The sequence below is a fragment of the Streptomyces sp. ME19-01-6 genome, from assembly GCF_033793745.1.
In the GTDB taxonomy this organism is placed as follows: Bacteria; Actinomycetota; Actinomycetes; order Streptomycetales; family Streptomycetaceae; genus Streptomyces.
Genome location: NZ_JARAXF010000011.1, coordinates 255,218 through 274,518, shown reverse-complemented (window position 1 = coordinate 274,518; position 19,301 = coordinate 255,218). Strand labels below are relative to the sequence as shown.

Genomic DNA, 19,301 nt, shown 5'->3' with positions numbered 1-19,301 from the left:
ACGGCCCGGTCCTCGCCTCCTCAGCCCAGCCGCGGGTCGACATGGACCTTGGGCCCGGCCCGGCGTCGGCCGGACGTTCACCGGCGAGCACGGGACCGGACTGTTCCAGGCCTGCGGTCGCGGCGACGAGCGGCCTGGGGTCGACCGATCCGCCGGCATAGGCCCGGATGGTGTCGTCGAGGCCGGGGGAGGCCGACAGGATGCAGACCGCCGTCACGTCCTTGAGTGCCAGCGTGCGGGTGTCGATGCTGCTGGGTTCCCCGGCCAGTCCCACGTACACGACGCGGCCGGCTCGACCAAGTCCAGTGCCAGGTCGGGTAGATGGGTGGCGTTCGACGTGTCGACGACAGCGTCGAACGGCAGGTCCGGAACGGATTCCTCCGTCCATACGTGCGCGAAGCCAAGCTCGCGGGACAAGGCGAGCGAGCGTTGGGTGCGGCCCATCAGATGCACTTCCGTACCGGCGGCGCGGAGGAACATCGCGACCAGCAGCCGATGGTTCCCGGGCCGAGGATCAGGGCGCGGTCTCCGGGTTGCGGGGCGGTGGCCCGGGCGGCGCGCATGGCGTTGCCGCCCGGCTCCACCAGCGCGCCCAGTACGGCGTCGACGGAGTCAGGCATATGTGCAACGAGGAGGCCGGCACCGCGAGTTGCTCCGCGAGGGCACCTGCCTGCTCCCCTCGTATGCCGAGTTCCTGCCGTATCTCGCACATGTGCTGGTGGCCGCGTAGGCAGCGGCGGCAGGTGCGACAGCCGAGCATGGTGTCGCCCATGATCCGTCGGCCCACCCACGCGGGGTCGACCCCGGCGCCGACCGCCGCCACGCGACCGGTCCACTCGTGGCCCAGCCTCATCGGGAAGGCGGAGTGCCCTTGGTGGACTCGGGGGTGGGATTGCCCGGCCCGGTGCCGACCCATGCACCTGCCCAGGCCGCGGGAAGCGATGTGGCCGCGGATGACGGCGAAGGCGTTCCGCCGGACGCGTCATCGCCGGAGAAACGCTGCACCACGAACGTGCCTGCCGTGGCCATCAAGGTCGCGGCTGTGGTCCCGACGACCACCCGGCCGGTGCGGCTTGACACCCACCGTCGCACAGCGTCGGAAGGCGGCAGGACGGCGGTCCCCGCGTCGGCCGCAGCCGGGCCGTCTTCGGGCTCACGTGACACAGCCAGCACGGATGGCGATCGCACTGTCGTGGAGATCAACGCGTGCGCCTCCTCCTCCCGCACGGCGAGATCTATTTCCAGCGCCTCGGGCAGCAACTGCGGCCAAGTACCGCACCGACCGCCCAGGCGTTCCAACAGAACGCTGACAGTGCCGGGCGTGGGCCGCTGCTCGGGGTCCTTGGCCAGACAGGACCGCAAGAACGGGATCAGGGCCGTCGGAACGCCGTCGGGGTTCGGCTCCTGATGCACGATGCGGTAGAGCTGCACCGCGGGCGAGAACTCCTCGTTCGGACGGGGAAACGGGCCCCGTCCCGTCGCTGCGTACACCAGCACCGCAGCCAGCGAGAACACATCACCGAGCGCACCTGATTCCCCGGCACTCGCCTGCTCCGGCGCCAGATAGCCGGGAGTGCCGATCACACCACCGGTCCTCGTGTGACGCGAGTCCTCCCTCGCGCGGGCGATCCCGAAATCGATGAGCAACGGACTACGGCGGCCCAGCAGCACATTGGACGGCTTGACATCCCGGTGGGCCAGCCCGGCCCCGTGTACCGCTCCCAGCGCCACGAAAAGTTCGGACGCCAGTGCCAGTACGCACGGCTCGGGCAGCGGGCCGTACCGCCGCACCCACTCCGCCAGGGACGGCGCCGCCACGTACTCGGTGGCGAGCCACTGCGGGCGCTGCCCCACCGGGCTGTAGTCCACCACCGCAGGCGTCCAGGGGGAGCGCACCTGGTCGCTGTTACGGATTTCCCGCGCGAACCGCTCCTCGAACCCCTGCTCCCGTCCGAACTCGGCACGCACCGTCTTCAGAGCCAGCGGACGCCCCGACACCGTCCGGGACAGATACACCCGCCCCATGCCACCCTCACCGAGCCGCGCCAGCAGGGGATAACCCCCAACAGCCCCCGGATCCGACTCGTCCAGCAATTCCACGCCCCGCGCCCTCTCCTATGTGCACTGCCGATCAGGTTCAGCCCCCCCGGACCAGCACAACCAAGCACCGTATCCGTGGCGTCCGGGCCAAGCATCACCTGTTACACCCGCAACACACTATTCTCAGCGAAACGCCTGGCAGCCCGAGGCCCCCTCACCGGCCGAGAGGCCAAGTGGACGGTCAGGAGGGAAATCCGGGCTGGGGAGGTGCTCGGGCAGGGTGGGCGGTCTTGCAGCGAATGTGCCGGAAGTCACGGCGGACGCGGGCGGGGCGAGTCCGCCCGGGAAACCGGCCTTTCAGTCGGCTCGTGAGTGCCACCCGCTCGGGCTCGACCCGGCGACCTGGGCCGCGTTGCGAACTGCGTGCTCAGGCGCGGAGGCGGACGCGCGAGGTCTGGAGGAGCTACGGCCGGTGCGTGCCCCGGGGAACCAGCAGTGAACCGCGAAGCTCCGCGCTCAGGACCGAGTTCCTCGCTGCTCGCCCACCACAGGCCGGCGCTGCGCGCGGGACTGTCCTCCTGCTTCGCTCGCTTGCAGTGGCTACAGGCAGGGATTGGCCGACAGCCATCAACAGGTACGCGAACTCAGCCACGGCTACCTCGTCCGGTTCGAGGCGAGCAGGAACTGAGCAGCGTCAGGACGCCCGCCGTCTCACGGTTCGTCGAGCAGGCGCCGGCCGTTGCGATGCCCGTCACGAGTGGCGTCTACGGCGATCGCAGCAGCCGGGGTGGCGAGGAATGGCGTGCACTCCCTGGTGAGCGGGGAGTGCACGCCGGGGGGTTGCACAGCGAGCAGGGGCGGATCACTCCGTCCCGAAGCGCCCTGCAGAGGATTCTGCGGCATGTGCGGACGGCGTGTCCGACGGTGTGAGCACCCGGCGTACCGCGTCGGCGAGTGCGGGAGCCGCGTTCGCGTCGGCATCGGCGATCCCGACGCCGTAGCGGAACCGCACGGTCGCGCCGTCCTCGACGGTCAGCTCCTCGCTGAAGAACGGTGCCGGGTTGAGGCAGACGAACTCCTCGGTCCTGGCGAACCATTGCGGCGGGTGACTCGGGTTGGCCGCGTCGTCGACCATGAGGACGAGCGACTGTGCGTCCGTCTCGTCGTGGCGGCCCGCTAAGCCCATCCACTCCATGCGCCGCCCGCGGACCTCGTCGCCACCCAGGCCTTCCTCGGTCACGAACTGCCCGCCGGTGAACGACCGGGGGCCACGCCAGAACAGGCCGCCGTAGCCGGCGTTCTCCCGTCCCTTGGTGGTCGGCGATCCCATGGCGACGTCCGTTCCGGAGACGTTCGTCATCCGCGTCTCGAACGTCAACGCCCAGGCGTGCGGGGAGATCAGGCTCGCTCGCAGCGTCCTGCGCTCGGTGAAGAACAGCGCGCCGGACTGGGTGGTCCAGGCCAGGTCGTGGGCGAACGTCGCCGTTCCATCGGCCCTGTCCAGGTCGACGACCCGGCGATGGGCCTGGGTTCCGTTGTTCTCCAGCTGGACGTAGAAGCGTCCGTGGATGTACGTGGGGCCGCCTTAGAAGTTCTCCTCGCCGACGTGGGGCAGGGACCAGGCGATGCCCTTGTGCCAGACGTGGTCGTGGGGACGGAACAGGCTGACGACCTTGCCGGCCCGGGTGCGCAGGGGATGGATGTAGGGCTTGGGTGATTCCAGCTGGACGGTGTCCGGCTGGTACACGTAGCGGAACAGCTCGGTGCCGCCGTCGCGGACCGTGACCGAGGTACCCAGGTCGTGGCGGATCTCAAGAGCGTTCATACGAGGGCCTCCTTGACCCGTTCCCACGGCACGGCGCCGCCGTCCATGCTGAGCGCGAACGGGTCGTCGTCGGTCAGTTCGCCCGCGGCGACGCGGACACCGCGGAAGGCGGAGGCGTACGTCGCCGCTGCGAACTCCAGCGTGCGGCGCGCGTCCTGCAGACAGACGCCGGGTTCCTGTCCGGTCTCCCAGGCGTCGAACACGGCCTCGATCTGGAGCCTGTGGCCGCTCGTGATGTCCGGCTCGTCACCGTCGGTCCAGAGGTCCGAGAGACCCTCGTGGCCGGGGGCCGGGGTGAACCGCCAGTGTTCCTCGCGGTAGCCGTAGAGGTGCTCGAGTTCGACCGTGGCGTATTCGAAGTCGAAGCGGAGGCGCGAGGTCTCCCGGGGGGACAGCAGGGAGTTGACCACCGTGGCCAGGGCTCCGTTGTCGAACCGTACGGCGGCGATCGAGACGTCCTCGGTGTCCGTGGGCCGGGCCTGGCGCTCGGCGAGTGCAGCGATCTGGGACCAGGGGCCGAGGACCGACAGCATGAGGTCGAACTGGTGGATGCCGTGTCCCATCGTGGGGCCGCCGCCCTCGACGTCCCAGCGTCCCCGCCACGGCACCTCGAAGTACGCGTCGGGCCGGTACCAGAGGGTCTCGCAGGTGGCGACCAGTGGCCGACCCAGTGCGCCGGAGCGGGCCAGCCGGCGCAGGCGTACCGCCGCCGCGCCGTAGCGGTGCTGGAAGACGGTCAGAACCTTGGAGCCGGTCTGCTCCTGCACCGTGGCCAGTTGGTCCATCTCGCGCAGGCTCAGTGCCGTCGGCTTCTCCACCAAGGCGGTGACGCCGGCCTGCATCACCATGGATGCCAGCGGTACGTGGGTCTGCGGGGGCGTACAGATGTGTACGAGATCGAGGTCCTCGCTCTCCAGCAGAGCCTGCGGGTCGTTGAAGACGTGCGGCACGGAGAATCGGTCGGCGAACTCGGCGGCACGGCTGGGGTCGAGGTCGGCGACGGCGACCAGCCGGGCACGTTCGGAGAGTTCGGCGAGGGCTTCGGCATGAGCGTGGGCGATACCGCCGGTGCCGATGATGGCCACGCGGTACGGCGGCCGGGGGCTGGGCATGAGTGTTTTCTCTCTTGGTTCCTGACTCACTTCTCGTGGGGCTACCGGGAGCCGTGGGCAGCGGCGACGGCCCCCGGAAGGAGGTCACTTGGCCGCGTCGATCTCGCCCTGGAGCTCCTTGATGAAGGCCTTCGCGGCGGCCTCGGGCGAGGTCTTCTTGAAGTAGACGTCCTGGCTGTAGCGCTGCAGCTCCGGTTCGATGCCGCTTCCGCCGTTGGGGGTCACGACCGGCGACTCACCCGGGGTCACGGCGTTCATGTAGTCGGCCGCCGCCTTGTCGGTCCCGGCCAGACCCGGCTGGAGGTGCTTCAGCATCGCCTTGTTGGCGGGGATGCCGCGCTCCGTCTTGAGGATGTCGGCGGCCTTCTGCTCGTTGAGCATGAAGTTGATACACGCGGCCGCCTCGGCCGGGTGGGCGCTCTGGCTCGAGACCGCCCAGTACATGGAGGGCTTGAAGAAGTTCGCCTTGGTGTTGCCGACACGAGGCATCTGCAGCAGTTGCACATGGGCGCCCGCGGCCTGCTGGATCGCGGTGATCTGGGTGTTGTACGCTCCCATCATGGCCGCCTTGCCGGTGGCGAAGCTGCCGGCGGTGACACCCGCGGTCAGGTCCTCGACCATCGTCGACGTATTGACGCTGGCCCGGGAGGAGAGCAGGTCCAGACCGTACTTCCACATGCCGGCGAGCGTCTCGGGCTTCAGCGAGACGTTGCCGTCCTTGTCGAAGAGGTTTTCACCGTGCTGACGAGCCCAGTACTTGACATCGCCGGCGGAGAAGCCGGGCGCGCCGGCCGCACCGTGGATCTTGCCGCCGCTCTTGTCCGTCAGCTCCTTCCCGATCTTGGCGTAGTCGTCCCACGTCCACGTCTTGTCGTCGGGAACCTTCACGCCGTACTTCTTGAACATGTCGGTGTTCACGAGGATGGACATGACGCCGACGCCGACGGGAAGCGCGTACTGCGTTCCGTCGATCTGTCCGGTGGCCAGGGCCTGGTCGTCGAACTGCGAGGTGCTGAGGATCTTCTTGGCCTTGCCGAGGTCGTACAGCGCTCCGCGGTCGGCGTACGAGGCGAGGTACAGCTCGTCCATCTGGACGACGTCGGGGGAGTCCTTCGCCGCGGTCGTCGTGGCGAGCGCGTCCCAGTAGCCGTTCCAGTCCTTGTACTGGCCCTTGACCGTGATGTTGGGGTACTTCTTCTCGAAAGCCTTGATGACCTCGTCGGTGAGCTGGGCGCGGGCGTCCGCACCCCACCAGGTGGCACGGATGGTGACCGGCTTGTCGCCGAGCTCGGGAGCGGCGCCGGTGCTGCCGCCGGAGCAGGCGGTCAGTACGAGCGAGAGTGAGGCGACCGCCCCGATCGCGACGCGTCTGAAGGGGCTGGGGTTCATGTGGTTCTCCTGTGGCTGATAAGTGGGTCGGATCGGTGGCTGCGGTGCTCCCGAACGGCCATGACTCGGTCGCCTCCGCGTGTCCGGCAGTAGCCCCCGCGGTTACTTGCCGCCGGTGGTCGCGATGCCTCGCAGCAGGAAGCGCTGCCCTGCGAGGAAGACGAGGAAGACGGGTACGAGCGACACGACGCTCATGGCGAACACCGAGCCCCAGTCCGTCGCGCTCTGCTGGTCCACGAAGGTGCGCAGCGCGAGAGGTGTGGTGTACATGTCCGGGTCGGTCAGGTAGATCAGCTGGGTGTAGAAGTCGTTCCAGGTCCAGATGAAGGTGAAAATCGCGGTGGTCGCCAGGGCCGGGACCATCAGCGGCAGGATGACGTGGAAGAAGATCCGCGCGTGCCCGGCGCCGTCGATCCGCGCCGCCTCGTCGATCTCGCGCGGGATGCCACGGATGAACTGCACCATGAGGAAGATGAAGAAGGCGTCGGTCGCCAGGAACTTCGGCACGATCAGGGGCAGGAACGTGTTGACCCAGCCGAGCTCCGAGTAGAGGACGTACTGAAGCACGATGATCACGTGGATCGGCAGCATGATGGCGAACAACACGCGCTTCGCCCGGAATTCCAGCCTGGCGAACGCGTACGCGGCCAGGGAGCAGGCGAGGAGGTTCCCGAGGATCGCGCCGGTGACGACGATCGCCGAGTTGATCATGTAGTGACTGAACGGTTGGGAGAAGGCGTTCCAGCCGTTGCTGTAGTTCTCGAAGCGCGGGTGCGTCAGGGCGAGTCCCGCGCTGCGGAAGATCTGGCTGTTGGGACGCAGCGAGCTGACCACCATCCACAGGACGGGCTACAGCATCGTGAGGGCGCAGAGGGCCAACAGGCAGTGCTTGAGAGGGGCGCGCACGGCGCGCCTGACCCGGCGTATCGCGTGAGGGCGGGGGCGGGCAGCGAGGGAGGTACGGCTTCGGTGCGGTCAGTCATCGTAGAACACCCAGTACTTTGAGGCCCAGAAGTTGACGGCGGTGAAGACCGCGACGATGAGGAGCAGGACCCACGCGAGCGCGGACGCGTACCCCATGTCGAAGTGGCCGAACCCGCGCTGGTACAGGTACAGCGAGAAGAAGAGGGTGGAGTCGGCGGGCCCTCCGTTACCGCCGGAGACCACGAAGGCCTGGGTGAAGGTCTGGAAGGCGTGGATGATCTGCAGCACCAGGTTGAAGAAGATGATGGGCGTCAGCAGGGGAATGGTGATGCTGCGGAACTGGCGCCAGCGCTTCGCGCCGTCGACGGAGGCCGCCTCGTAGAGGGAGGTCGGAATCTGCCGCAGCCCGGCGAGGAAGATCACCATGGGTGAGCCGAAGGTCCAGACGTTCAGGACGACGAGGGTCGACAGCGCCGTTCCCGGCTCCGAGATCCAGCCCTGCCCCTGGACACCGACGAGGGCCAGGGCCTCGTTGACAAGGCCATTGGTCCCGAACATCGCGCGCCACAGTACGGCGATCGCCACGCTGCCGCCGATCAGTGACGGCAGATAGAAGACGGAGCGGTAGAAGGCAAGGCCCCGTACTCCCTTGTCCGGCACGAGAGCGAGCCCGAGGGCCATCGCCAGCTGCAACGGGACGGAGACGAGGACGTAGCTGAACGTCACTTCGAGCGACTTGTGCAGACGCTCGTCATCGAGCATGCGCGTCCAGTTGTCGATTCCGTTGAACTGCGGCGGCTGCAACAGGTTGGACTTGGTGAAACTGAGGTAGAGCGAGGCCAGCATCGGGACGAGAGTGATCCCGAGGAGCCCGACGAACCATGGCAGTAGGAAGAAGAACGCCGCCTTGTTCTGCTGTCGCGTGCCCCGTTGGGACCCGCGCAGCCGGCGTAGTTCGTTGATGGAGCTCACGACACTGCTCCCTTGAGGGGCGGCATCGACACACAGTGGTGCGGGCCCGTCCCGGGCCACGCGTCACCCGAAAAGTGATCGTTCACTTTGTGGGTTGCGAGGACCACAGTGAACGATCACTTTTTGCGTCAAGAGTGTGTAGTCTCTGACTTCACCGAACGTTGGTGGAAGGGTGGGGGAAGCGGATGGACGGCGCTGACACGGCGCGACGACGGCCTACGATCACCGATGTGGCGCGGCTCGCCGGTGTGTCACCCCAGACGGTGTCGCGGTATCTGCGGTTCAACGGCGGGCTGAAGCCGGCGACCCTGGAACGGGTGGAGAAGGCCATACGGGAGCTGGACTACCGTCCCAACCTGGTGGCGCGGTCGATGCGCACGCGGAAGACCGGCCGACTGGCCATCCTCATGCCTGCCATGGCCTTCAACCCCTCACGCATGCTGGCGGGTGCCGGCGCGACGGCGCAGGACGCAGGGTTTTTCGTGGATGTCGTGAGTGCCGGGGGCGGCGTACGCGCGAGGAGCGACCGCCTGCTGGAGCTCGCCGATTCGGGACAGTACGAGGGCATCCTCTCCCTCGCCCCCGTGCTTTCCGCCGTGGAGAGCAAGCTGCACCAGAGGACGGCCGTGGTGATCTCGGCCGACTTCGACGACGAGATGCGCGGCATCGGGCAGCTGGCCGACGCCACGCCCCTGGTGCGGATGATCGAGCACTTGGCGGCGCTCGGTCACTCCCGGTTCCTCCATGTGGCGGGCGACGCGCAGTTCGCCTCCGCGAGGGCGCGCAAGCAGAGCTATCTGGAGACCGTCGAACGCCTCGGGGTCGAGTCCGTCGGGGTCTTCGACGGAGACTGGTCGGGAGAGTCCGGCATCGAGGCGATACGGTCGCTGCCGAGCCATGCGCGGCCGACCGCAGTGATCGCGGCCAACGACCTCGTCGCAGCCGGCGTCGTCCGGGGCGCCCGGGAGCGCGGCTGGGACGTGCCCGGAGACCTCAGCGTGACCGGTTGGGACAACGCCGGGGTCGGACAGTTCATGACCCCGTCGCTGACCACCGTCGACGTGGAGCTCGAACAACTGGGCAGTACGGCTATGGCCAAGCTGATCGCGGGTCTGAGGGACAGCGCGCCCGAGACGGCTGAGGGCTCCCTGTTCCGGATCGTCTGGCGGGAGTCGACGGCCGAGCCGCCTGCGGCAGGGCGTCTCAGTCGCAGGCGGTGACCAGCGCCGCTGCCGGGGTGGGCGCGGAGCAGGCGGACCGTGTCCGTCTCCTTCGCCTGCAGCGCCCATCCGGCCCGGCCGTGGGTGCGGGCCGAACCGGCCGCGCACGCCGCGCGTCCTCAGGTGCGCATCGCCCTCAGTTCGCGTAGACGTCAAGCCGGCCGCACATCCCGAACTTCCCACGGGCGGCGGGCTGTTCAGACCTCACGGCGGCATCTGCGAGGTGAGGGGATTCCCCCCGCTCCAGCCAGTCGAGCTGCGCCCCGGTGGCTGCGGCGGAGGTTTCGGCGCCGTGTCGCCACCGCTCGCGCCACTCGGCGATGCGGGGCCGTACGAGCGCGGCGGCGGCACGGTGGAACGCGGCCAGGGCCTGTGGCCCGTCGGCCTCCCGAAGTGCCCGGTAGCCCTCCAGAGCGAGGTCCCGCCGGGCCCGGGCGACGCGCTCCTGCTCCTCCTCGGGCGCGTCGGCCGGGATGGCGGTGGCGCGGGCGTACGTCTCCGGATCGGTCAGGTACTCCGGGGGCAGCGTGAGGACCGCGTCCCCCGCCTCCGGCAGTCCGCTGTTCTGCATCAGAACGGTGATCCGCAGATCGCCCTCGTTGACCAGCCGGTGGATGGTGCCCGGCGTGAACCAGGCGACCATGCCGGCCTGGAGCGGAGTTACCTCGTACCCGGAAGAGGTCAGCGTCTGCACGGCCCCGCGTCCGCCGGTGACGACGTAAGCCTCTGAACACGCCAGGTGCATGTGAGGCGTGCCGCCGCACGCCCCGTCGGCGGCAGGCCAGTCGTACACCGACAGATGCGAGATGGCGACGCCCCCGGGCAATCCGGTGTTGGTTGTGTTCATGTGTGTGTCAACATTCCAGTTCCATGCAGTAAGCGCTTTCTATTCCTCCTAATTTACGTGCCGGTAGCCCAACTGGTCAATGTTCTGTCTAAAATCAGACCCGAATAGCGAAGCCGCAAGGAGGACGATGTGAGCAATGGCTTGGTAGGTAAGAGCGTCTATGCCTTCGGCGACAGCATTGTGTACGGACATGTGTATCCGCACAGTTTCGTGGACGTAGTTGCAGAGCACGAGGGTATGGCCCTCACCAAGTTCGCCCGGAACGGCGCGACCATGGCGCCGACCCGCATGCTTCCGGAGGACAGATACTCACGCAGGTCGAGCAAGTGACCGACGTTGCGCCGGACTTCGTCGTCTTCGACGGAGGCACCAACGACGCGCAGTCCATTTTCAGGGACCGCGCGTACACGGTCGGCACCTACGCCGAAGAGTTGGAGAAGACGCTGCACGCCATGGAGCGGAAGTGGCCGACTGCCCGTATCGTGTACGTCGCCGCCCACAAGCTCGGTTCGCGGGACTGGGACACTCAGGTGGCGCTGCGCGAGGCGACCCTGGAAGCCTGCCGCAAGTGGGACATCGCCGTCGCCGACGTCTTCGGGGAGACCACGTTCGACACGCGTGACGACACCCAGCGTGCGAAATATACGTTCGACGACCTGGTCAACGGTTTCCCTGGCGCAGAGGGATCGGGAACACATCCCAACGAGGCGGGTATCACCACTTTCTATGTGCCGGTGGTGAGCGCCACGCTGCAGCAGATTTCATCACGTTGATCAGTAGGCAATCGGATCTGCCTGACCGATATCGGCCAGGCAGATCCTTCTTCATTTTCATGAAGTCAGCCTGAGCTGAGCATCATGGCGGACGAGGAAGCGCTTACTAGATCGGTACACTTACCGAAATGCTCACGCCACCAGACTGGCCCTGGCTTTCACTGGCCGAATCCGGTGCCGCGCGAGATCCGGACGTCGTCCACGTGCACCGCCCCGCGCTCACCCCCGTTCGAGTACCACGCGACCTTTGCGATCCCCGGCATCGAGGTGCGGAACGCCGCGTCGTTCAGCACGCGATGGCCGTCGATGTCCAGGTCGAATCGCTGGTTCACGGTGTCCACGGTGAGCGTGACCCGGTACCACTTGCCATTGGTGTACGTACCGATCACCGTGTCCGTGGTTCCCTTGTACGCGTGGATCTGGCCGCGGGCGAAGGCGACGCTGACGGCTGGGGCACCGCTGGCGTTGTACACGTAGGGCAGCCCGAACCAGCCGGCCTGAGTGTCGTTGCGCATCACCTGCGTGTCGATGGTCACCACGCCCTGCATCGGGGTGCTGAAGAGCCGGGCGAGGTTGGTTCCGTCGGTCCCGCCGCCTTCGATGGTGCGGGTCAGCCGGACGCTCTTGTCGGTAGCGGACGGCGTCTCCACCACGGAGACGTCGTTGTTGGTCGAGATGACTCGCCATCCGTTGGTCCCATTGGCGAGCGCGCCGGTCGCCAGGCCGTCGAACGTGTCCGTGAACGCGATGTCGGGCGCGCCGCGTTCGAAGGCGCCGATCTCCGGACCGTTCCCGATCGGCACAGTTGCTCCGGCGTAGTCGAGGCCGCCGTTGCCGGTGACTGTGGCTCCGGCGTCGACGAACACTGATCCCGACTGGAGCGCGAAGTTCGCCGCCGTGTCGAGCCTCGGGCCGTTCTCGTCGCCGTACGGCCCCGTGACGGAGGCATCCACGAACTGCGGCGCGCCGACCACGGCGTTCGCGTCCGACGCCGGCCGAGTAGTCAGGTTGGACGAGTATCCGTTGTTGTTGTAGGTGATGCTCGACGGTTGTATGAACTGGGGGGCGGACTGACCGGAGACGAACAGGTTGTTGGTGAACGTCGCCTTGCCGGAGACACCGCCGGTCACCATGTTCTGCGAATTGGTGTTGGCGATGGTGTTGTTGTAGATGTTCGCCACCGTGCCGCTCTGCTGCGACATGTGGATGTTCCACCGCGTGCTGCCGGTGATGACGTTGTAGCGGAGCACCACGCTGCCGAACTTGACCGCGGAGTTGCACGCACACAGCAGGATGCCGTCGCCGTTGTCGTGAAGGTAGTTGTACTGGAACACCTGGTTGGTGGTGCCGATGTCGGGGTCCAGGGCGTTCTGGTCGGCACCGCCCGAGGAGAGGTGGGTGCCCATGATCTCGTTGTGCTGGACCGTGACGCTGTCGGCCATGTTGGTCTCGACGCCGGAGACACCGACCCGGTCGATCACGTTGCCCTCGACGAGTCCGCCGCGGACGCCAGTGAGGTAGATGCCATTGCAGCCGTAGGGCGTGTTCGCCTGCGTGATGTAGTTGCCGCGGAACGTGACGTCGGTGTACGGCGTGTAGGCGGGGTCGGTGGCCGTGGCGCGCTTGCCCCAGCCGGTGAAGACGGCACCGGGCGCGTCACCGGCGTACTGCTTCGTGACGATCCCGCTGAACGAGGTGTTCTTGATGGTGGAGTTCTCCACGGTGATGCCGTCGAGAACCGTCGGGGCACCGGGCGCGGTGATGTCCTGGACACCGGTGAGGAAGGCGATGCCGCCGGTGTCCTTCGAGCGGTCCCAGCCCTGCTGGAAGGTGATGCCCGGCTTGTTGTCGGCGGTGCTGCCGCCGACCCACTTGACCTCGCCGGTGACGTCGTGCACGTCCACCGAGTCGATCACGAAGTGGTGCAGGGTCTGGCCGTTGTCACCGTGCACGCCGATGCCGCGGAAGTCGCCGAGCTTCGAACCGTCTGTCGTCCCGGTGGGTACCGCGTTCGACACGTCGAGGTTGCGGATCTCCCAGTACTGCTGGTTGTTCAGTCGCACCGCGTCGCCGACTGTGCCCTGGCCTGCGATCTTCGGCTTGGCGCCCGTTCCGTAGCTGTCGATGGCGATCGGGGCGCCGTCGGCACCGGACCCCTTCGGCCAGAGCTGGCCGGTCCAGCTGTCACCGGCCTCGAAGCGAATCGTGTCGCCGGGCTGGAACGTCGTTGCGTTCACCTTGCTCAGCGAGCGCCAGGGCGCGCTGCTGCTGGTTCCGACGTTGCTGTCGCTGCCGTTCGCGCTCACGAAGTACGTGGTGCCCGCGGCGAAGGCCCGCTGCGCGGGTATGAGCACGATCGACGCGAGCACGACTGCCAGCGCGCAGAGTGCGGCGGCTGTTGCTTGTGACACAAGTCTTCGATTGACGGCCATGGTCCTCTTCTTGTCGTCTGCGGTGGTGAGGTACTGGCTCCTGTCATGACGCCTCCAGCCGAGGCGTCGCGTAACGACCCAGGGCGGGGACAGTTCGGGACCGTGCGGTGGACGCACCGACGGATGCTCGACGACATGGGAACCGGGCCGGCCGGACATGCCCCGTCGGGAGCGGAGATCGCCGGCGGCTCCAGGCGTCTTGATAGCGGTGTCACAGTGCCCTCCCGGATGTGAAGCCGACCGTTTGGAAGCCCCGTGCTTGTCCTGGCGGGCGTACTGGGAAAACGTATTCCGCGCAGTGTGCCCAGTGGACCTCGAGTGCGTCAAGGTTTCGAGCAGATGAACGCGGCAACGCTGTGGGGGCTCCGCCGGAAGCCGACGGCACCATTCGAAAAGCGGGTCGTGCGGCAGCCCGGTCTGCCGTCGAATGGTGCTGCGCACTGGCCGCTCGAGTACCCGTCGCCCGGCGGGCGGGGGAGCGCAGGCCGTTCAGGGTTCCTGGCGCATGGGCGGGGAGGCCGGCGATGGGGGCCTGCCCCGCCCATGGGATCGGTCGGGTGCTCAGTCGGTCACGAGACCTTGACCAGCTTCCATCGCTGGTTGGTGCTGCCGTTGGTGAACCACTGGTCGATCGGTGTGCCGTCGGTGGTCTGTGTCTTGTACACGTCGGCCTTGTACCCGTTCGAACGGGACTCGATGGTGTACGTGCCGCTGCCGGCCGGGGAGATCAGCCACTGCTGGCTGACGCTCCCGCTGGAACTCCCCAGCTGCAACTGGGTGCCGGGCCAGGTGGAAGCCGCGTTGATGTCAAGGGCCTTGCCACTGGTGACACCTGTGATGGTGAGGTAGCCGCCGCTGGTGTAAGTCAGCTTCCATTGCTGGCTGCCGCTGTTCTGGTCGGTCTTCTGGACGATGGGAGTGCCGTCGTTGGTTCCACCGTTGGAGGCGGTGAGCGCCTTGCCGCTGCCGACGCTGATGATCTTGTAGGTGCCGGAGAGGTCCGGGACGGTTTCGTGGGTGACGGACAGGTTGGAGTACTCGACGGGGTAGTAGCCGGCCGTGCCCAGGCTGACCAGGCCCGCGCCGTAGCTCGTGTCGGTGACCGTGCCGACGGTGGTCCCGTCGATCTTGGCGGTGATCGTGCTGTCCTGGAAGGTCAGGGCCAGCTTGTGCCAGGTGCCCGTGCCGGGCGCGGTGACCGAACCGCTGGCCAGGGTGGTCCAGTTCCACGAGTTGGTGCCGGTGGTGCCGGTCTTCAGCAACGCCCAGGATCCGGTGTCGGACAGGCGCAGGTGGTAGGCGTTCAGCCCGGTGCTGAACTTCGACTGAGTGCCCACGCGGCCGAGAATCTCCGCGGAGCTGCCGCTCTTCTCCAGCAGTACGTCGGAGCTGACCGTGTAATTGCTCCAGCCCACGTCGCCCATGAGGGTGTAGGGCTGGACGTCGTTCGAGGCTGGCGCCCACCAGATGATCGGCTTCATCGGTGCGGTCTGGCGCAGGCACTGGCCGCTGCGGCCCCCGGTGCAGGGGGCGGCCTGGAAGGCGCCGTTCATCGAGGCGAAGTACTTGGCCTCCTGCCCGGTGCTGTATCCGGCGAAGGAGTCCGAGTACGGCATGGAGAGCCGGTTGCGGGCGGGCGGGGTGGTGGTTCCGGCACCCTGACCGGTGGTGGTGGTCACGGTGTAGACCCGACCGGGTTCCAGGGTGAGGGTGTACGTGCCGCCGACGGCGGTCAGGTCGCTGCCCCGCAGCATGCGTGGAGTGGCGCCGCCGGGCTGCGACAGGTCGGTGGACCACACGTGCAGGGCCCCGCCGGGCAGGCCGCCGGCGACGTCGAAGGTGACCGTCTGGGACGCGGTGGCGTCCAGGGTCTCGTAGACGGTGCTCCAGGCGCTCTTGTCGGGCGCGGCGTAGCTGACGTAGCTGCCGTTGGCACGGTCGCCGCCGAGGTAGCCGGAGGCGGTGTCGAGGTACTTCCAGCCGGGCGAGGTGAACTGCGTGGTCTGGGCGATGGACCAAGCGGTGCGGGACACGCTGTAGGCGCCGGACCAGGGCTGGTTGGCGGTGATCAGGCCTTGGTCGTGGAAGAAGAGGTTCTGGTAGTCGGAGGCCACCATGGGCCAGTTGATGTACGCGCTCATCTTGGCGTCGAGGTAGCCGCGGTTGATGGCGCGGGCGACCGGACCGGCCCCCGTCTCGGCGTTCTCAGAGCCGTTCTCGCTGGCCCAGATCGGCTTCCCCAGCGACTGGGCGTCGGCGGAGGAGGAGCAGGTGGTCATCGCGGACTGGTACGTGCAGGGATAGTGCGCGCCGGCGATGTCCACGGCGTTGTACAGGGCGGTGCTGTTCTTCATGCCGGTGGCGATGTGCCAGACGGTCTCGTCGCCGCCGACCAGCTTGGTCGAGGCGTAGCCGTTCGCCGCCATGGTCGACTTCAGGTTCTGGTAGAACCAGGCGCTGTACGTCTTCTCGTTCAGGCCGCCGATGTAGTCGATGGACAGGCCGTGCTGCTTGGCGCAGCCCAGCCAGTCGATCATGTAGTCGATGCTGTCCTGCGTGTAGAAGTTGCCGTTGCCGATCCAGCCGGGGGCGCCCCAGGCCAGGGCGAAGAGCTTGATGCCGGGGTTGCGGGCCTTGGCCTGCTCCATCACCCACCACTCGTAGCCGGCGTCGCAGTCGATGTCGCCCTTCGTGTGCTCGAAGCTGATCTCGGAGCCGTCGGTGGAATTGACGTCGCCGCCGACCTCGACCTTGAGGATCTGCAGGGCGGCGCCGTAACCGGGCTTGAACAGGTAGTCCAGGATCTGGTTGCGCTGGGTGGCCGGGTAGTCGACCAGGAGGCGGGTGTTGCCACCGCCGCCGCTGATCGCGCCGACGCCGTCGAAGGTGCGTCCTGCGCTGGTGCCGTCGACGGTGATCGCCGTGTTGGTGGCGGCGTACGCGGGCGACAGTGCTCGGCCGGTCAGCAGGGCCAGTCCCATGAGGAGGGCGGCCAGGGCCGCCGACCGTCTGATGTGCCTGTCAGGCAGGCCAATGACGTGGTGCACGGGAGATCCTCCTAGGAGTGAGTGCGGGTGTGGGTGCGGCTTGCACTGAGACTCGGTGCGGGGCCCGTCGCGTGGATCGCAGAGGCGGGGCCCGCCCGGTGGAGCGACCATTCCTCAGTGGGAAATCGTATTCCGTGCAGTGTGTCCACCCGTGATCGAAGGCGTCAAGCGTCGGTCAGCGGGGAAAATGCGGCTTTGACGTGGCAGGTTCTGGTGGCCCGAAGGCGCTGTGCGCGTCGGCGGGAGTGATCGGCTCAGGGCGGTTCAGACGACGCGGGTCGCCGTGCTGTCGCGCACCACGACCTGCCCGCGCATCATCAGATGCTCTGCTTCCGTACGGTCCGCGAGCGCGAGGCGTACCGCCTCGGCACCTGCCTGCGCCAGCGGCAACGACACGGTCGTCAACCGCGGTGTCACGTCGATCGCGAGCTCGATGTCGTCGAAACCGGTCACCGAGACCTCGTCCGGCACCGCCACCCCGGCAGTACGGAAGGCGGACATCGCACCGATGGCGATGGTGTCGTTGGCGGCGAGGACCGCGTGGGGCGGCTCCAGCCCCTCGGCGACCAGCCGCCGCGCCGCGTCGAACCCTCCTTGGCGGCTCACCGTGCAGTGCGAGATCCGGATGTGCCGCTCCTCGACGCCGCCGTCGCGGAGACCGGCCATGAAGCCAGCGGTACGGGCCGAGACGTTCCCCTGCCCGCGCGCGCCGGCGAGGATCGTCACGTGCCGATGCCCCGCCCCGGCGACGTAGGTGGCCAATTCCTTGGCAGGGCTGTGATTGTCGAAACTGATGGAGTCGAACGGCATGTCGGTGTCACCGACGATCACCACCCGGCCGCCCTCGCGTTCGTAGCCGAGCAACTCGTCGAGGAGGCGCCCGCCGAGGGCGTTCGTGTCGAGGCGGCTCGAGGTCAGAATGAGCGCACGCGGCCGCAGAGCACGCTGCAACCGGACGGTTTCGAGCTGCCGCTCGGCGGTGCCGTGGGTCGACGAGACGGTCACGAACGCACCTGCGTCACGCGCTCGCCGTTCCATCGCCGCGGCGACCATTCCCATCGACGGGGTCGTGAGATCGTCGCCGACGACCGCGATCGAGTCGTTCGCGCGCCGCATCGCCCGGGCCGCGGCGTCCGCGGTGTAGCGCAACGCGGCCGCGGCGGAGACGACCCGCTGCCTGTATTCCTCCGCGACCGTCCGGGAACTGCCGCCCAGCACTCGCGACGCGGTCGAAACCGACACACCAGCGGCAGCCGCCACGTCACGCAGGGTTACGGTCGGCCTGGCTGAATGGGGCATCGCGCCGTCCCTCCCGCACCACGAAAACGAGCCGCCGTCGACGCTACCCGAGGATATCCCCGGCCAGGCCCGCGGAGGTGCGGACGAAAGTGACGGTGACCGACTCGGGATACAGTCGCCCGGACCGACTCGGGATACGGGCGCCCGGCTGGAAGGTGGTCGCGTCGGCCCGGTCGGATTTCGCAAGGCATGTGCGGCGCAGTAAGCGCACCGGCCTGCGGAGTGACCCTCGGTAGTGATTCCGCGACTTCCAGGCGCCAGCGGCTCGGTGCACAATGTGCGGCATGGGAGATGGAGCGGCAGCGCCCGTAGGGCGTCGCGGGGAGGCCGTATCCGAGGGGCGCCAGGTGACCCTGCATGATGTGGCGCGGACAGCGGGCGTCTCACAGGCGACGGCGTCGCGGGTGCTCAACGGCAGCGTCCGCAACGTCCGGCAGGAGAACGTCGACCGGGTGCTCACCGCGGCCGCGGAACTGGACTACGCGCCGCACCTGTCCGCCCAGGCGATCGCGCGGGGTTCGACGAACATCGCCGCGCTGGTCGTCAGCGGTGTCGACGACCCGTACTTCTCGTCCATCGCGGCAGGTGTGACGCAGGCAGCCGAGGCCGCCGGACTCATCGTGACCATGGCGGTTGCGGACCGCTCCCCGGAACGGGAACTCCAGATCGTCGGGACGCTGCGCGGCATGCGCCCCCGCGTCATCATCATGACCGGCAGCCGCGTCGACGGCGCCGATGCCCGCGACGCTCTCGTCGAGGAGCTCCAGGCCTACCGGGAAGCGGGCGGCAGCGTGGTCCTGATCAGCCAGCACGACCTGCCGTTCCACACCGTCAGCATCGACAACTACGGTGGAGCGCGGCAGCTTGCCCGCGCGCTGGTAGGGCTCGGCTACCGGCGGCTCGCGGTGGTCCGGGCGGGGACCGGCCTCAGGACGTCCCGTGACCGGTGCAGCGGTTTCGTGGAGGGCCTGCGCGAGTTCGGCATCGACGTCGACGAGCGGCTGGTGGTCGAAGCCGAGTTCAGTCGCCGAGGGGGGCGTGCTGCGGCCCGGGAGCTCCTCCAGCAGGGACTGGACGGCACGGAACTCGTCTTCGCGGTCAGCGACGTCATGGCGATCGGTGTGATGACCGCATTCCGCGACGCCGGGCTTGTCCCTGGCCGGGACATCGCCGTCGCCGGCTTCGACGACATCGGCCCGGCGGTGGACGTCGTCCCGGAGCTGACGTCCGTGAACGTTCCTCTGCAGCAGGTCGCGCTCCGTGCGATGGAGCTCGCGCTCTCCGACGATGACACCCCGCGGATCGTACCGGTCGCCACGAACGTCGTTCTGCGGGCAAGCACACCCCCTCGATGACCGTCCCGGCTGATCGCGTGGTGAGCGTCGACTGTCCGCCCTGAGCTGCTCCGCGGCCCGGCCGAC

The 19,301-nt window shown here is 67.9% G+C and carries 13 protein-coding genes and 2 pseudogenes; 4 read left to right on the top strand and 11 right to left on the bottom strand.

Features of this window, described 5'->3' with window-relative positions; genetic code table 11:
* Positions 1–20: 20 nt before the first annotated feature.
* The 7 genes and pseudogenes from PV419_RS25530 to PV419_RS25500 form a co-directional block, all read right to left on the bottom strand.
* Positions 21–880, bottom strand: a pseudogene (locus PV419_RS25530) (zinc-dependent alcohol dehydrogenase); the annotation flags it as partial.
* The gene (locus PV419_RS25525; RefSeq protein WP_319692549.1) at positions 850–2,100 is read right to left on the bottom strand and encodes a serine/threonine-protein kinase; all 1,251 of its coding nucleotides are present in this window, start codon (positions 2,098–2,100) and stop codon (positions 850–852) included. The gene PV419_RS25525 and the pseudogene PV419_RS25530, both read right to left, overlap by 31 nt.
* Positions 2,101–2,902: 802 nt before the next feature.
* Positions 2,903–3,865: pseudogene (locus tag PV419_RS25520) on the bottom strand (PmoA family protein).
* Complete coding sequence (locus tag PV419_RS25515; protein WP_319692547.1) at positions 3,862–4,977, bottom strand: Gfo/Idh/MocA family oxidoreductase; 1,116 nt, start codon at positions 4,975–4,977, stop codon at positions 3,862–3,864. The pseudogene PV419_RS25520 and the gene PV419_RS25515 overlap by 4 nt, the downstream one beginning before the upstream one ends.
* Positions 4,978–5,061: 84 nt before the next feature.
* A complete protein-coding gene (locus PV419_RS25510) occupies positions 5,062–6,366 on the bottom strand; it encodes an ABC transporter substrate-binding protein (RefSeq protein WP_319692546.1) in 1,305 nt (434 codons plus the stop codon).
* A 102-nt stretch (positions 6,367–6,468) separates the two neighbouring features.
* Positions 6,469–7,203 (bottom strand): carbohydrate ABC transporter permease, encoded by a 735-nt coding sequence (locus PV419_RS25505; RefSeq protein ID WP_319692544.1) that lies wholly within the window; start codon positions 7,201–7,203, stop codon positions 6,469–6,471.
* Positions 7,204–7,341: 138 nt separating this feature from the next.
* On the bottom strand, positions 7,342–8,262 hold the full coding sequence (locus PV419_RS25500; RefSeq protein WP_319692542.1) for a sugar ABC transporter permease: 921 nt from the start codon (positions 8,260–8,262) through the stop codon (positions 7,342–7,344).
* A gap of 185 nt (positions 8,263–8,447) precedes the next feature.
* Between PV419_RS25500 and PV419_RS25495 the strand changes: the two genes are divergently transcribed.
* Entirely contained in the window at positions 8,448–9,482 is a 1,035-nt protein-coding gene (locus tag PV419_RS25495; protein ID WP_319692540.1) for a LacI family DNA-binding transcriptional regulator, read from the top strand.
* A 136-nt stretch (positions 9,483–9,618) separates the two neighbouring features.
* Here PV419_RS25495 and PV419_RS25490 read toward each other — a convergent pair whose 3' ends face one another.
* Positions 9,619–10,329, bottom strand: coding sequence for a cupin domain-containing protein (locus PV419_RS25490; protein WP_319692539.1), 711 nt, complete (start codon positions 10,327–10,329; stop codon positions 9,619–9,621).
* A 129-nt stretch (positions 10,330–10,458) separates the two neighbouring features.
* Here PV419_RS25490 and PV419_RS25485 point away from each other — a divergent pair, with 129 nt between their 5' ends.
* Together PV419_RS25485 and PV419_RS25480 are read left to right on the top strand one after the other, a co-directional pair.
* Positions 10,459–10,659, top strand: coding sequence for a hypothetical protein (locus tag PV419_RS25485; RefSeq protein ID WP_319692537.1), 201 nt, complete (start codon positions 10,459–10,461; stop codon positions 10,657–10,659).
* Complete coding sequence (locus PV419_RS25480) at positions 10,656–11,102, top strand: SGNH/GDSL hydrolase family protein (RefSeq protein ID WP_319692536.1); 447 nt, start codon at positions 10,656–10,658, stop codon at positions 11,100–11,102. Before PV419_RS25485 ends, PV419_RS25480 begins: the two co-directional genes overlap by 4 nt.
* Before the next feature lie 158 nt (positions 11,103–11,260).
* On the opposite strand, the gene PV419_RS25475 is transcribed toward PV419_RS25480, so the two are convergent.
* The 3 genes from PV419_RS25475 to PV419_RS25465 form a co-directional block, all read right to left on the bottom strand.
* A complete protein-coding gene (locus PV419_RS25475) occupies positions 11,261–13,513 on the bottom strand; it encodes a right-handed parallel beta-helix repeat-containing protein (protein ID WP_319692534.1) in 2,253 nt (750 codons plus the stop codon).
* A 590-nt stretch (positions 13,514–14,103) separates the two neighbouring features.
* Positions 14,104–16,581, bottom strand: coding sequence for an RICIN domain-containing protein (locus PV419_RS25470; protein ID WP_319692532.1), 2,478 nt, complete (start codon positions 16,579–16,581; stop codon positions 14,104–14,106).
* Positions 16,582–16,845: 264 nt separating this feature from the next.
* The gene (locus tag PV419_RS25465) at positions 16,846–17,841 is read right to left on the bottom strand and encodes a LacI family DNA-binding transcriptional regulator (RefSeq protein ID WP_319692530.1); all 996 of its coding nucleotides are present in this window, start codon (positions 17,839–17,841) and stop codon (positions 16,846–16,848) included.
* Positions 17,842–18,227: 386 nt separating this feature from the next.
* On the opposite strand from PV419_RS25465, the gene PV419_RS25460 reads away from it, so the two are divergent.
* Positions 18,228–19,235, top strand: coding sequence for a LacI family DNA-binding transcriptional regulator (locus tag PV419_RS25460; protein ID WP_319692528.1), 1,008 nt, complete (start codon positions 18,228–18,230; stop codon positions 19,233–19,235).
* The last annotated feature ends 66 nt before the right edge of the window (positions 19,236–19,301 follow it).

What these genes read in the sequence shown, in the direction of transcription:
- PV419_RS25515 (WP_319692547.1), bottom strand. Translation starts at nt 4,977, where the DNA reads ATGCCCAGCCCCCGGCCGCCGTACCGCGTGGCCATCATCGGCACCGGC.
- PV419_RS25510 (WP_319692546.1), bottom strand. Translation starts at nt 6,366, where the DNA reads ATGAACCCCAGCCCCTTCAGACGCGTCGCGATCGGGGCGGTCGCCTCA.
- PV419_RS25505 (WP_319692544.1), bottom strand. Translation starts at nt 7,203, where the DNA reads ATGGTGGTCAGCTCGCTGCGTCCCAACAGCCAGATCTTCCGCAGCGCG.
- PV419_RS25495 (WP_319692540.1), top strand. Translation starts at nt 8,448, where the DNA reads ATGGACGGCGCTGACACGGCGCGACGACGGCCTACGATCACCGATGTG.
- PV419_RS25490 (WP_319692539.1), bottom strand. Translation starts at nt 10,329, where the DNA reads ATGAACACAACCAACACCGGATTGCCCGGGGGCGTCGCCATCTCGCAT.